General features: G+C 72.7%; 13 protein-coding genes. 5 read left to right on the top strand and 8 right to left on the bottom strand.

What is annotated here, in order from left to right; translation table 11 throughout:
* Positions 1-70: 70 nt before the first annotated feature.
* Genes CLT68_RS04620 through CLT68_RS04635 form a run of 4 tightly spaced genes read right to left on the bottom strand, consistent with a single transcriptional unit; the run spans position 71 to position 2,846 of the window.
* Entirely contained in the window at positions 71-1,099 is a 1,029-nt protein-coding gene (locus CLT68_RS04620) for a tetratricopeptide repeat protein (protein ID WP_099849079.1), read from the bottom strand.
* 10 nt (positions 1,100-1,109) lie between these two features.
* Positions 1,110-1,595, bottom strand: a complete 486-nt coding sequence (gene ispF, locus CLT68_RS04625) for a 2-C-methyl-D-erythritol 2,4-cyclodiphosphate synthase (protein WP_099849081.1) — start codon at positions 1,593-1,595, stop codon at positions 1,110-1,112.
* Positions 1,596-1,608: 13 nt separating this feature from the next.
* Positions 1,609-2,304 carry a 2-C-methyl-D-erythritol 4-phosphate cytidylyltransferase gene (ispD, locus tag CLT68_RS04630; RefSeq protein WP_099849083.1) on the bottom strand — a complete coding sequence of 232 codons (696 nt, stop codon included), beginning with the start codon at positions 2,302-2,304 and terminating at the stop codon, positions 1,609-1,611.
* Between the two features lie 56 nt (positions 2,305-2,360).
* Positions 2,361-2,846, bottom strand: coding sequence for a CarD family transcriptional regulator (locus CLT68_RS04635; RefSeq protein WP_088950500.1), 486 nt, complete (start codon positions 2,844-2,846; stop codon positions 2,361-2,363).
* 328 nt (positions 2,847-3,174) lie between these two features.
* On the opposite strand from CLT68_RS04635, the gene CLT68_RS04640 reads away from it, so the two are divergent.
* The gene (locus tag CLT68_RS04640) at positions 3,175-3,861 is read left to right on the top strand and encodes a hypothetical protein (protein WP_099849085.1); all 687 of its coding nucleotides are present in this window, start codon (positions 3,175-3,177) and stop codon (positions 3,859-3,861) included.
* An 80-nt stretch (positions 3,862-3,941) separates the two neighbouring features.
* Here the strand turns inward: CLT68_RS04640 and CLT68_RS04645 are convergent, their stop codons facing one another.
* The 4 genes from CLT68_RS04645 to CLT68_RS04660 all read right to left on the bottom strand — a co-directional run bounded on the left by CLT68_RS04645 (position 3,942) and on the right by CLT68_RS04660 (position 7,742).
* On the bottom strand, positions 3,942-4,586 hold the full coding sequence (locus CLT68_RS04645; protein ID WP_099849087.1) for a hypothetical protein: 645 nt from the start codon (positions 4,584-4,586) through the stop codon (positions 3,942-3,944).
* A 32-nt stretch (positions 4,587-4,618) separates the two neighbouring features.
* Positions 4,619-5,677: a type III polyketide synthase gene (locus CLT68_RS04650; RefSeq protein ID WP_486482074.1), complete on the bottom strand. Its 1,059-nt coding sequence runs from the start codon at positions 5,675-5,677 to the stop codon at positions 4,619-4,621.
* Positions 5,678-5,759: 82 nt separating this feature from the next.
* Entirely contained in the window at positions 5,760-6,926 is a 1,167-nt protein-coding gene (locus CLT68_RS04655) for an acyl-CoA dehydrogenase family protein (RefSeq protein ID WP_099849089.1), read from the bottom strand.
* Between the two features lie 42 nt (positions 6,927-6,968).
* The gene (locus CLT68_RS04660; RefSeq protein ID WP_099849091.1) at positions 6,969-7,742 is read right to left on the bottom strand and encodes a class I SAM-dependent methyltransferase; all 774 of its coding nucleotides are present in this window, start codon (positions 7,740-7,742) and stop codon (positions 6,969-6,971) included.
* Positions 7,743-7,788: 46 nt separating this feature from the next.
* On the opposite strand from CLT68_RS04660, the gene CLT68_RS04665 reads away from it, so the two are divergent.
* The 4 genes from CLT68_RS04665 (at position 7,789) to disA (ending at position 12,406) form a co-directional block, all read left to right on the top strand.
* Positions 7,789-8,628, top strand: coding sequence for a UbiA family prenyltransferase (locus CLT68_RS04665; protein ID WP_088950505.1), 840 nt, complete (start codon positions 7,789-7,791; stop codon positions 8,626-8,628).
* Positions 8,629-8,768: 140 nt separating this feature from the next.
* Positions 8,769-9,548 carry a hypothetical protein gene (locus tag CLT68_RS04670; RefSeq protein ID WP_099849092.1) on the top strand — a complete coding sequence of 260 codons (780 nt, stop codon included), beginning with the start codon at positions 8,769-8,771 and terminating at the stop codon, positions 9,546-9,548.
* 84 nt (positions 9,549-9,632) lie between these two features.
* Positions 9,633-11,090 carry a DNA repair protein RadA gene (gene radA / locus CLT68_RS04675; RefSeq protein WP_099849094.1) on the top strand — a complete coding sequence of 486 codons (1,458 nt, stop codon included), beginning with the start codon at positions 9,633-9,635 and terminating at the stop codon, positions 11,088-11,090.
* Between the two features lie 131 nt (positions 11,091-11,221).
* Positions 11,222-12,406: a DNA integrity scanning diadenylate cyclase DisA gene (disA, locus tag CLT68_RS04680; protein ID WP_088952067.1), complete on the top strand. Its 1,185-nt coding sequence runs from the start codon at positions 11,222-11,224 to the stop codon at positions 12,404-12,406.
* Positions 12,407-12,413: the final 7 nt, after the last annotated feature.

Below are 12,413 nucleotides of genomic sequence, written 5' to 3' on the forward strand. Positions count from 1 at the left end.
CTCCGGCGAAACCCTGACGTGCGCGAGCTGGGCGACGCTTGTTGATCTGTCGCGGTGCTGCCGGAGAGGGCTAGCGGATCGCGGTGCGGGTGAATACGGCGAACTCGGCGATCGCCGTGGCGGCGATCGCCAGCACCAGCGGCCATGGCGAGCCGATCACCGCGTACACCAGCAGCAGCACCGGCGCGGCGGCCACGGCGTAGACCGCCAGGGCCATCGCGCGGTCAGAGTGCAGCATGGCGGGCAGGACGGTCCGGGCCAGCCCGGGCAACCGGGCGGCGAGCTGCCAGACGACGATCCCACCGGTGAGCGCGGCGAGCACCGCCAGCATGCGGGAGAACCCGTCGCTCGCCGACGCCGCGACCGCGACCAGCACCGCCGCCACCAGCGACCACCCCGCCCCGTAGAGCACCAGGCGGTGCAGGCCGGACGCGAGGGTTCGCGGCGAGTCGACTCGGCTCGGGCTGATCGACACCGCGTCCGCCACGTGCGCCAACGCCTCCGACCAGCGGCGCTGCTCCAGACGCATGACACCGACCTCGTGCCCGGCCTCGGCGAGGCGCGGATCGAGCCGCAACGCCTCCCGGTAGGCCCGCTCGGCCAGGTCGAACAGGTCCAGCCGGGCGGCGACCAGGCTGAGCACCAGATGGGCCTGCGGCTCCTCCGGGGCAAGCTCGACCCCGCGCCAGGCCGCGTTCAGCGCCGGCTGCCCGTTGCGGGCGCCGGCCAGGATCGCCGCCGCGCTGCGCTGGGCGTACGCGTCGGCCGGGCCGAGGGCGAGGATCCGGTCTGCGGTGGCAGCCGACTCGGCGTAGCGCTCCAGATCGGCCAGGGCCATGCCCCGGGCGACCAGCGGCGGGAGGGCCTCCGGTGCGGCGGCCACGGCCGTGTCCGCGGCGGTGAGCGCCTCGGCCGGACGGTCGGCGGCAAGGTGCACCCGGGCCAGCATGGTGAGGGCATCCACGTCGTCCGGCTGGAGGGCCAGCCCGTAGGTCAGCTCGCCAGCCGCCTCGTCGTGGCGGCCGAGCTCGGCGAGGAGTTGGGCGCGCTGGACGTAGCCGTCGGCGGCGGACTGGTCGGGAGCGGGGTCGCTGGACATCGCGGCGAGCTTAGGCGGCCGGCGCGTCGTACACCAGAGCCACCGCGATGCCGGTGAGCCCTTCCTCGCGGCCGGTGAAACCGAGCCCGTCGGTGGTCGCGGCGGACAGCGTGACCGGGGCGCCGACGGCGGAGGAGAGCACCTCCTGCGCCTCCGCACGACGCTTGCCGATCTTGGGACGGTTGCCGATGACCTGCACGGACACGTTGCCGATCTCCAGGCCGGCGGCCCGCACCCGGCGGGCCGTCTCGGTCAGCAGCGCCACACCGGACGCGCCGGCCCACTCTGGTTGACCCACCCCGAAGACGGCGCCGAGATCACCGAGGCCGGCGGCGGAGAGCAGCGCGTTGCAGGCGGCGTGCGCGACCACGTCGGCGTCCGAGTGCCCGGCAAGGCCGTCCTGGTCGGGCCAGAGCAGCCCGGCCACCCAGCAGGGCCGACCCGGCTCGAACGCGTGTACGTCGGTGCCGATGGCCACCCGGGGAACGATCATGATCAGAGCCTACGCGTCAACCGCCGGCGGCAAGCAGATGCTCCGCCAGAGCCAGGTCGAACGGTCGGGTGATTTTCAATGCGTACTCCGAGCCCGGCACGCAGCTCACCGTCACGCCCTGCTTCTCGACGAGACCGGCGTCGTCGGTCAGGGAGTCACCGGCTGCGGCGTGCGCGGCGCTGAGCACCGCCCGGCGGAAACCCTGCGGGGTCTGCACCGCGCGCAGGGCGGAACGGTCGACGGTGCCGAGCACCACCTCGCCGGCGCCGACCTCCTTGATCGTGTCGACGACCGGCAGGACCGGGATCACCGCGTCACGCCCGTCCCGGACTGCCGCGGCGACGGATTCGACCAGCTCGGGCGGCGTGAGCGCGCGGGCGGCGTCGTGCACCAGGATGATCGTCGGGCCAGCGGGCACCGCGGCCAGCGCGGCGGCCACCGACGCCTGTCGCTCCGCGCCGCCGGCCACCACGATCACCGGTGCGACCGGGGCCAGCAGCTCACGGACGGCCGCCACCTCGGCGACCGGCGCGGCCACCACGATCGTGTGCACCGACGGTGCGGCGGCCAGCCGTCGCACGGCGTGCACGAGGAGCGGCTCGCCGCCGAGCAGGCGCAGCGCCTTGGGCCGGCCGGGGCCGAGACGTACGCCGGCACCCGCCGCAGGCACGAGGACCGCGACGTCACCGCGCGGATTGAGCTGCGCGGTCACGTCACGGTCCTCGGTGGTTTCTTTGCTACGAAGTGGGTACGACGATGCTGTGCGGACTAGGCCTCGGTGAGGACCTTGTCGAGCAGCGTCTCCGCCTCGTCCTTGGTGCTCTTCTCAGCCAGCGCGACCTCACCGACGAGAATGTCGCGGGCCTTGGCCAGCATCCGCTTCTCACCAGCGGAAAGGCCCCGCTCCCGCTCCCGGCGCCACAGGTCGCGAACGACCTCGGCGACCTTCAGCGGGTTGCCGGAGGCCAGCTTTTCCAGGTTGGCCTTGTAACGTCGCGACCAGTTGGTCGGCTCCTCGGTGTGCGGAGCCCGGAGAACGTCGAAGACCTTGCCCAGGCCTTCTTCGCCGACCACCTCGCGCACACCCACGATCTCGGCATTCTCGGCGGGCACCCGGACCGTCAGGTCACCCTGCGCGACCCTCAGGACGAGGTATTTCTTAGGCTCGCCCTTGATGATCCGAGTCTCGATTGCCTCGATGAGTGCGGCCCCGTGGTGGGGGTAAACAACGGTCTCGCCGACACTGAAAACCATAGGTTCGAAACCCCTTTCGCTGTGTCTAGGGTAACACGGTCAGGCACTGATGTCTCTCCGATGTCCTGACCATTGGCGCAGCTCAGGGGCCCTGTGAGAGGTCTTGCTTCAGCTTGACAGGCGGTCAAACCAATGGTTCGAACACGCTCCGTAACGAACGAATGACTGCCCGGTACGGGTGAACGGAACGTCGAGATCAAGGGCTACGCGCTCCTCCCATGGTAGCCCGGCCAGCGGGACTGCGCCCAGGTGTAGCGGGAGGAGCCCCTGGTGCGCGACCCTGGAGACGGAGCCGCACTCCGCTCTCGAGACGCTTCCAGGAGGTCCGATGGGCAAGCCGGACGCAGAGGGCCACGGGCCGACCGACGGCCTGCCCGGCCTGCCGCCCGAGTGGGGCCGTGTCGTGGTTCCCGACGACGCCTCCGCGCTCGCCGCCGAGGCCGCCCAGATCCGCCGTGAACTCCGTAGGGCCATTGGCCTGCCCCGTAGCCGCGCTCTGGGCCTACCGCTGCTGGTCCTGCTGGTGGCGGTCCTCACCACGCTGACCGGCCTGGTCGCGGTCACCTGGCCACGCGCCAGCCGCAGCGACCGTCCGACCCCGGCGCCCTACTCGCCACCCGCGACCCTCGCCGGGCGGGCCCTGCCCGCACTGGACCTGGTCGACGCGGGCCAGGCACCGGTGCCACTGCGCGGCCTGCTGCCCGCCATGATCATCCTGCTGGACGGCTGCCCCTGCCCGGACCGCGTCGCCGACGCCCTGACGGCTGCGCCCGCCGGGGTCTCCGTGGTGACCGTCAGCGGCGGCCGGACGGCGCCAGCCCCACCGACCAACCGACCGCAGGTCCGGGCGCTGGCCGACCCAGCCGGAGGGCTGCGCTCCTTCCTGGGCCAACCGGCCCGCCCCGGCGTCGCCACCGCCCTGCTGGTCGACCGCGCCGGCACGGTGACCCTGGTGCTGCCCGACCTGGGGCCGGTGGACACCTACCGACGTGAGCTGACCGCCCTCGGCGCCTGAGCGCGGCTCACCGCCTGAGCGGCCTGGTCGCGGCTCAGCGCGTGGAGTGCGGCGCGACGCGCCCGAGCGCGGCTGACGGCCTAGCGGGGCAGGAAGACGAGCTGCGCCTGCACGTCGATCTCCCGCTCACCCGTCGCCGACAGCGACACCCGGAACGGCCTGCCGTGCGCCAGCACCTCGGCGCTGGCGACCGTGCCGTCACAGTCGATCTGGGACGGCCCAGCAAGCCCTGCCCCGGAGACGCTCACCAGCATGGCGCCCGGCCTGGTGCACCGGTATTGCAGGAGGTGACGGCCACTGTCGCCCGCTGCCTGCCGGACCACGCTCTGCCCCGGAGCGAGTGTCGCCCGCTCCTGCCAAACGGTGTCGCGGAACGAGGGCAGATCATCCCCGAAGAAGAGGGCAGCGAGATTGCCGTCGATGTCGACGATCTTGCCGGTCTCCGGGTCGATCTCCGTCCGTACGCTCTCCGGGATGCTGACGACCTCGCCGCTCGCGTCCACCCGCATCGTCAGCCGTTCACCGGGCGCCCCGGTGACCAGGGCGCGTTCCAGCGCCGTGCTCACACTCGGCCCGGTGGACGGGACGGTCTCCGAAGGAGCAGCCGACCTGGCCGTCGAGGCGGGCGCGGTGGCCTGCCACCACCAGCCACCAACGGCCAGCACGGCCACCGCGGCACCCACCAGGACGACCGAACGCAGTCGGTCGTCCGTCGTCGTATCCATCCAGCGAGCGTACCGGCCGGAGGAGGAGGTGATCAGTCCTGTCGATCGAGCAGGGCGGCGTACAGGGTGAGGCCGGGACCGAACGCCAACATGACGACACGTCGAGCCGCAGGAGTCGCACGGCCCAGCCGGTCCAGGATCAGCAGTACGGTCGGGGACGAGCAGTTGCCGTGCTCATCGAGCGTCGCCCGGGACGCCGCCAGACCCTGCGGCGGCAACGCCAACTCACGCTCCACCACGTTGAGGATCCGCGGGCCCCCCGGATGCACCGCCCAGCCGTCCACCTCGGAACTGGTGAGACCGTGCCGGGCCAGAAGGTCGTCGACCAGCGCACGGACGTGCCTCGACAGCACCTGCGGCACCTTCGGTGACAGCCCCATCCGGAAACCGGCGTCGGTGACGTCCCACGTCATGTGGTCCGCTGTCGAGGTGTCGGTGACGGACGTGACCTCGCGCAACGCGTACCCCGGGCCGCTCGGCGTGACCACGGCGGCGACCGCCGCATCCGAGAAGAGCGCGTGGGAGACGATCTGCTGGGTGTCCACCCTGGCACTCGACGGTTGGATGTGCAGGCTGGTCAGCTCCGCGCAGAGCAGCAGCGCCGGTCGCCCTCGCGCGGTGACGAAGTCACTCGCCGCGCCGAGGCCCGGCATCGCCGCGTAACAGCCCATGTGGCCGATGAACATCCGCTGGGTGTCCGCGGCCATGCCGAGGTCCCGGGCGAGCAGGATGTCCAGCCCCGGGGTGGCGTAGCCCGTGCAGGAGCAGACGATGAACAGCCCGATGTCGCCGGCGTCCAAGCCGGCTGCGGTCAACGCGCGGCCCACCGCCTCCTTGCCCAACGGCAGCGCCTCGACCTGATAGCGACGCATCCGGCGCTCGGTCGGCCAGTCCGACACGTCCTCCAACAGCGGGTTGACCGCAGCCTGACGCCGGGTCACCCCGGAGTGCGCGAAGATCCGCTGGGCCAACGACCTGGTGGTGCCGGTGAAGTGCCGGGAGAAGTAGCCCTCCCACAACTCGTCCTGCGAAGCGGACGGCGGCTGTGCAATCCCGAGCGCCGCGATCACTGGTACGGACACGATCCCCACCTCTCGTCAAATGCTGTCCTCCCCCTGGCCGTCCCACCAGCCGCCTCGGCTGGCCTATCTTGCGTGCGAGTCCCCGGCCGGCTCACCAACGCGGTGCCGATCCGTCGCGGTCCGGGTCGCCGCCCAGGGCGGCGATGCCCAGCCAGTCGGCGCAGACATCCGAGGTGGCCGGGTGCAGCGAGCCGCAGCGGGCATCGCGGTAGAGCCGCTCCAACGGATGACCACGTCGGGTCGCCGAGGTGCCCGCCGCCTCCAACACCGACGCCGCCACCTCGGCGGCCGTGGTGCCGGCGAGCAGCTTCGCCCGCCACACCCAACGGTTTGTCTCCTCGTCACCCGGAGCCTCGTCCACCCGACGGGCCGCCTCGGCGACCACAAGCTGGGCGGCCGCCGTGGCCGCGTCCGCCCGGCCCAGTCGGGCCCGCACCGCCGGCAGACCGGCCAGGTTACGGGCGTTGAGGTGCTCGGCCGCCGCGTCGATCGCCGCCCGGGCCACCCCCACATACACCGCCGCGTAGCTGGCCACCAGCCAGTGCGGCATCAGTTGGGCGACCACCAGCGCCAGCCCTTCCACACCACCGAGCAGCCGGTCCGCCGGAACCGTCACGTCCAGGTGCAGGTCGTGCGAGGAGGTGGCGCGCATGCCGAGCGCATCCCAGGTCGGCTCCACTGTCAACCCGTCACCGGCCGGCACCAGGAACTGCGAGACCACCGACTGGTCGGCCGCGCTGCGCGCCGCCACCAGGTAACCGTCGGCATGCCCGGCGCCGGAGCAGAAGGTCTTGCTGCCCTTGAGATGCCAACCCTCGTCGGTCGCCTCGTACGCCGTGGTCAGCTGGGACAGCCGGGCACCGGCGCCACGCTCGCTCATCGCGACCGCGTACCAGGAGCCCTGAGCCGCAGCGGTGAGCAGCCGGTCCCGGGCGACCAGCGCCTCGTCCGGCACACCCAACGCCTCGGCCAACTCCTCGGTGACCGCGCCCAGGGCACCGGTCACCGAGGCGTGCATGTTGAACACCAGGGCCGTCGCGCCGTTGCCTCGGGCAAGCTCAGTGGCCACCGCGGCGTACTCGGCGAAGCTGGCCTCCATGCCACCCAGTGCCCGAGGCACCATCAAACCGAAAAGGCCAGCCTCCCGCAGGTCACGGAAGTCCTCGACGGGGAAGGAACCGTCCCGGTCGTGTTCCGCCGCACGCGCGGCGAACCGCGGCGCCAACCGGCGGGCCGCCTCAAGCGCCTGCACCGTCATATCGTCTCCTCCTCGGCGTCCCATACCCCCGCCAGGCCCGGACTATCCTTTGCGGACCCCCCGGCCCTGGTAGAGCACCGCGGTGGACCGGGTCGGCACGATGCGTGGCGCGCGGCCCGTGGACGTCGCACCGGACGTCCGGGTCGCGCGGGCCCGGCGCAGCAACCAGGCAAGCATGCCCCCGACCTGAGGACGGATGCCTCGCAGCCGCAGGTCGACACCGTGCCGGGCACACTCGGCCACCAGTGCCCGGGCGTCCACGAACAACCGTGGATCGTGGATGCCGCGTGGCACGGTCGGCAGCCGCTCGGCGATCCGTACCGCAACGAGCCGGGCCAGCGCCGTGTCGTTCAGGGTGTCCAACACCAGCAGACCGCCCGGACGCAGCAGACGGCACGCCTCGGCCACCGCACGCGGCCAGGCCGGCACATGCTCCAGCAGCTCACCTGCGGAGACCACGTCGGCGCAACCGCTCGGCAGCGGGACGGCGGTGACGTCGCCCTGGACCACGCGCACCCCGTGCTCGGCCGCCTGGACCAACGCCGAGCGGGTCAGATCCACCCCGACGTGGCGGTAACCCTTGCCGGCCAGGTGCGGCGCGAGCAGACCGGCGCCGCAACCCAGATCGACCAGCAGCGCGCCCGGACGGGTGGCCGGTGGCACCAGCGCCGCGCGGGCCTCCGCCAGCCAGTGCAGCATCGCGAACGCGCCATCGGGCCGCCACCACTCACCGGCCAGGTCGTCGTACTGGCGCGGATCGTTACGCGGCAGCACCCGGGGGCCGGTGGACGCCGCGGACGCAGCCACGTCTCGCATGGCACCGAGCGTGGCACGACTGCTCGGTAACGACCAGACTTCCCTTATGTCGTCCAGGGTGTTAGGGCTGGTCAGAGCGAGCCATCCGGAACCGGCCGCAGCGGTGACCGCGGTTTCCGGCCTGTTGGCCTGGGGAGTGGGTCACCGGCCGACCGGAATCGTGTCCGTCGTGCTCGCCGTTCTTGCCAGCCAGCTCGCCGTCGGCTGGACCAACGACGCGCTGGATGCCGAGCGGGACGCCACTGTGGGGCGTACCGACAAACCGGTCGCCGCCGGCGCTGTCGGTCGGCGCACCACGGCCTGGGCCGCGGCGGTGGCCGCGGTGGCCTGTCCGTTGCTGGCGCTGACCACGAACCCCACTGCGGCGTTCTGGTTGACCGTCGCACTGGTCTCGGCGCTGCTCTACGACTGGCCGCTCAAGGCCACCGCGTTCTCGGTGCTGCCGTACGCCGTCTCGTTCGGCGCGCTGCCCGCCTTCGTGGTGCTGGCGCTGCCCGGGCAGCCGACCCCACCCGCCTGGCTGCTGGTCGCGGCGGCATGCCTGGGGGCCGGGGCGCACTTCGCCAACGTGCTGCCCGACCTGGCCGACGACGCGCGGACCGGGGTGCGCGGCCTGCCGCACCGGCTGGGCGCCGCCGGCAGCCGGATCGCGGCGGCCGGCCTGCTCCTCGCGGCGACCGCGGCCCTGGTCCTCGGGCCACCCGGGCCGCCGTCGGCGATCGGGGTCGCAGCGGTCGTCACGGCCGCCGTGGTGCCACCGCTGAGCTGGTACGCCGGGCGCTCGGCGGTCCGGGCCGGCCGGCGGCCGGTGTCGGCCTTCCGGGCGGTGATGCTGGTGGCCCTCATCGACGTGGTCCTGCTGGTCGCGAGCGGTCGGGTGGTGTGAACGGCACCCGGGCAGGTGGCATTGCCGGGTCCGCGTGCGGGCCTCGATCAGTCCCAACTACCCTGGAGCGCGGTCTGCGCGGGTATGGCCACCGTGCCCGGCGTGCGGCCCGGGTGGGGATTGTGACGAGGAGGACCGACGTGACGCGCTCGATCAGGGGATCCCGGCGTGCGGCCCTGTTGCTGTCCGGAATTGCGGCGGCCAGTCTGCTGACGTCCGGCTGCGGCGCCGGCCAGATCGCCGAGACCGCCACCAAGGAGGCGTCGGTCCAGGGCGTCAGCCTCACCACCAACAACGGTTCCTTCTCCGTGCGTGGCCTGCTCGTGGACTACCCGGGCACCGAGGGCTACAAGGCCGGCCAGGACGCTGGGCTCAACGCGGTGATCTACAACGACTCGAAAGAGACGGTGACTGTCACCATCACCACCGAGAGCGCCCGTGAGGTGGTGATCAGCGGCGGCTCGGCGAGCCCGTCGCCGTCCGCCTCGGAGTCCGCCTCCACCAGCCCGTCTGCCTCCGGCTCGGCCAGCCCGTCGACCTCCGGGTCCGGCTCGGCCAGCCCGTCGGCAACCCCGTCCGAGACCGGGTCGTCCTCGGCCACCCCGTCCGCCCCGGAGTCGGCGCGGGCGTCCGGTTCGGCCAGCCCGTCCGCTCCGGGCACGCCGGCCCGGATCGAGCTGGCCCCGCTGAGCTACGTCCAGCTCAACTCCGAGGCCACCACGCAGCTCCGACTGCTTGGCCTGACCGAGGCGCTGCGCTCCGGTCAGAACGTCTTCGTGACCTTCGACTTCGGCAACGGCAACACAGTGACCGGCCCGGCGCCGATCGCGGTGCCGCTCACCCCGGCCGCACCCCCCTCGCCGATCATCGAGCGCGAGGGCGGCTACGGAGACGACGAGGGTGGCACCACCCACGAGTGACCCGAGTCCACATCGACAAACGCCCCGGCGTGGTGACCACCACGCCGGGGTGTTTTCGTCATACGCGAGGGCTAGCGTCCTGATGTGACCACCTCCCGATCGACCCCTTCGCGCGGCGGCACCGCCGGTGCCGCCCGTGGCCGGTCCGCCGCCCGCGAGCCGCGTCCGGCCTACCAGTGCGACGCGTGCGGGCACCAGCCACCCAAGTGGGTGGGGCGCTGCCCGGAGTGCGGCGAGTGGGGCGCGGTGGTCGAGAGCACGGTGACCGGCCCGACCGTCTCCGGTCGCGTGGTCAGCTCCCGGATGCCGACCGAGCCGGCCCGGCCGATCGCCACCATCAGCGCCGCTCCGGCCCGCGCCGTGCCCACCGGGGTGAGCGAGCTCGACCGGGTGCTCGGCGGCGGCCTGGTCCCCGGTGCCGTGGTGCTGCTCGCCGGCGAGCCCGGTGTCGGCAAGTCGACCCTCCTGCTCGATGTGGCGCAGCATTGGGCGGTCGGTGCCGGCAGCCCCTCACTGGTGGTCAGTGGCGAAGAGTCGGTCAGCCAGGTGCGCCTGCGCGCCGAACGGATGGGCACCCTGCACGAGCAGCTCTACCTCGCTGCGGAGAGCGACCTGGCGTCGGTGCTCGGTCACCTCGACGCGGTCAAGCCGGGCCTGTTGGTGCTCGACTCGGTGCAGACCATCTCGACCACCGGCACCGAGGGCGTGCCCGGTGGGGTGACCCAGGTGCGCGCGGTGACCGCCGCGCTGGTCTCGGTCGCCAAGGAGCGGGGCATCGCCACCGTGCTGGTCGGGCACGTCACCAAGGACGGCCAGGTGGCCGGCCCCCGGGTGCTGGAGCACCTGGTCGACGTCGTGCTGCACTTCGAGGGCGACAAGCACTCGTCGCTCCGCCTGGTGCGCGGCGTGAAGAACCGGTTCGGCGCGGCCGACGAAGTCGGCTGCTTCGAGATGCACGAGGGTGGCATCAGCAGCCTGGCCGACCCGTCCGGGCTGTTCTTGACCCGCTACGCGGAGCCGGTCCCGGGCACCTGTGTGACAGTGGCCATGGAGGGGCGGCGGGCCCTGGTCACCGAGGTCCAGGCCCTGATCGGCGCGACGGTTGCCGGCTCACCCCGACGCACCGTCTCCGGCCTCGACTCGGCGCGTCTGGCGATGGTGCTCGCGGTGCTGCAACGACGCACCGAGCGGCTGACCCTGCACGACCGGGAGGTCTTCGCCGCCACTGTGGGCGGGATCCGGGTGGTGGAGCCGGCCGCCGACCTGGCGGTCGCGTTGGCGGTCGCCTCCGGCGGGCTCAACCTCGCCATCGCGCCGCACCTGGTGGCGATCGGTGAGGTGGGGCTGACCGGCGAGGTGCGCCGGGTCGGGGCGGTGTCGCGCCGGCTGGCCGAAGCGGCCCGGCTGGGGTTCAAGGTGGCCCTGGTGCCGACCGGTTGCGGGCCGGCCAGCACCGGCGCCGGCCCCGAGCACATGCGGGTGACCGAGGTCACGGACGTCCGTTCGGCACTGCACCATGCGGCCCGCGCGTCCGCCGAGTGACGCACCGTGCCGACGGAGACGGTGATACCGGACAGCACGTCGCAAGCGGGAATCGGTTGGAAGGGCCGCATCGTGACACATCACAGTAACCACGACAGCACCCACCGCACGGCAGTCCGTAGACTGTGCCCGTGCCGATCGACCGCGAAACCACCAAGCCAGCCGGCGCGCCGCCCCAGGCCCGCACCGGCGCCGTGGGCTCGCCCGCCCGCCCGATCAGCGTGAGCGTGACCGCGGGAGCCGCCGGGAGCGCCGGGGACCCGTTGCGGGCCAACCTCGCCCTGATGGCCCCGGGCACCGCCCTACGCGACGGTCTGGAGCGCATCCTGCGCGGCCGCACCGGCGCGCTCATAGTGCTCGGCTACGACAAGGTCGTCGAGGGCCTGTGCACCGGGGGCTTCCCGCTGGACGTGGAGTTCTCCGCGACGCGCGTCCGGGAGCTGTGCAAGATGGACGGCGCCGTCGTGCTCTCCAGCGACGGCACCCGGATCGTCCGGGCGGCCGTGCACCTGATGCCCGATCCGTCCATCCCGACCGAAGAGTCCGGCACCCGGCACCGCACCGCCGAGCGGGTGGCTCGGCAGACCGGCTACCCGGTCATCTCGGTCAGCCAGTCGATGCGGATCATCAGCCTCTACGTCAACGGCCAGCGGCACGTGCTCGACGACTCGGCCGCCATCCTCTCCCGGGCCAACCAGGCGCTCGCCACCCTGGAGCGCTACAAGCTCCGGCTGGACGAGGTCTCCGGCACGCTCTCCGCACTGGAGATCGAGGACCTGGTCACCGTACGGGACGCGGTGGCCGTGGTGCAGCGACTGGAGATGGTTCGCCGGATCGCCGACGAGATCGCCGGTTATGTGGTCGAGCTGGGCACCGACGGTCGCCTGCTCGCCCTGCAACTCGACGAGCTGATGGCCGGCGTGGACGCCGACCGCACGCTGGTCATCCGGGACTACCTCCCGATCGGCCGCAAGTCGCGCACCCTGGACGAGGCACTCGTCGAGCTGGACCTGCTCGGCGCCACCGAGCTGATCGACCTGGTGGCGGTGGCCAAGGCGATCGGCTACCCGGCCGCGTCCGACGCGCTGGACGCTGCGGTCAGCCCTCGCGGCTTCCGGCTGCTGGCCAAGGTGCCCCGGCTGCCGGTCGCGGTGGTCGACCGCCTGGTCGTGCACTTCGGCAGCCTCCAGCGACTGCTGGGCGCGACAGTGGAGGATCTGCAGGCCGTCGAGGGCGTCGGCGATGCACGGGCCCGAGGCGTCCGTGAGGGGCTGTCCCGGCTCGCCGAGGCATCCATCCTGGAACGGTACGTCTGACCCCGGC

Source organism: Micromonospora sp. CNZ299, from assembly GCF_002754415.1.

Bases quoted from the DNA above. Each gene is read 5' to 3' on its own strand.
- CLT68_RS04620 (WP_099849079.1), bottom strand. From the start codon at position 1,099: ATGTCCAGCGACCCCGCTCCCGACCAGTCCGCCGCCGACGGCTACGTC.
- CLT68_RS04635 (WP_088950500.1), bottom strand. From the start codon at position 2,846: ATGGTTTTCAGTGTCGGCGAGACCGTTGTTTACCCCCACCACGGGGCC.
- CLT68_RS04640 (WP_099849085.1), top strand. From the start codon at position 3,175: ATGGGCAAGCCGGACGCAGAGGGCCACGGGCCGACCGACGGCCTGCCC.
- CLT68_RS04645 (WP_099849087.1), bottom strand. From the start codon at position 4,586: ATGGATACGACGACGGACGACCGACTGCGTTCGGTCGTCCTGGTGGGT.
- CLT68_RS04655 (WP_099849089.1), bottom strand. From the start codon at position 6,926: ATGACGGTGCAGGCGCTTGAGGCGGCCCGCCGGTTGGCGCCGCGGTTC.
- CLT68_RS04660 (WP_099849091.1), bottom strand. From the start codon at position 7,742: ATGCGAGACGTGGCTGCGTCCGCGGCGTCCACCGGCCCCCGGGTGCTG.
- CLT68_RS04665 (WP_088950505.1), top strand. From the start codon at position 7,789: ATGTCGTCCAGGGTGTTAGGGCTGGTCAGAGCGAGCCATCCGGAACCG.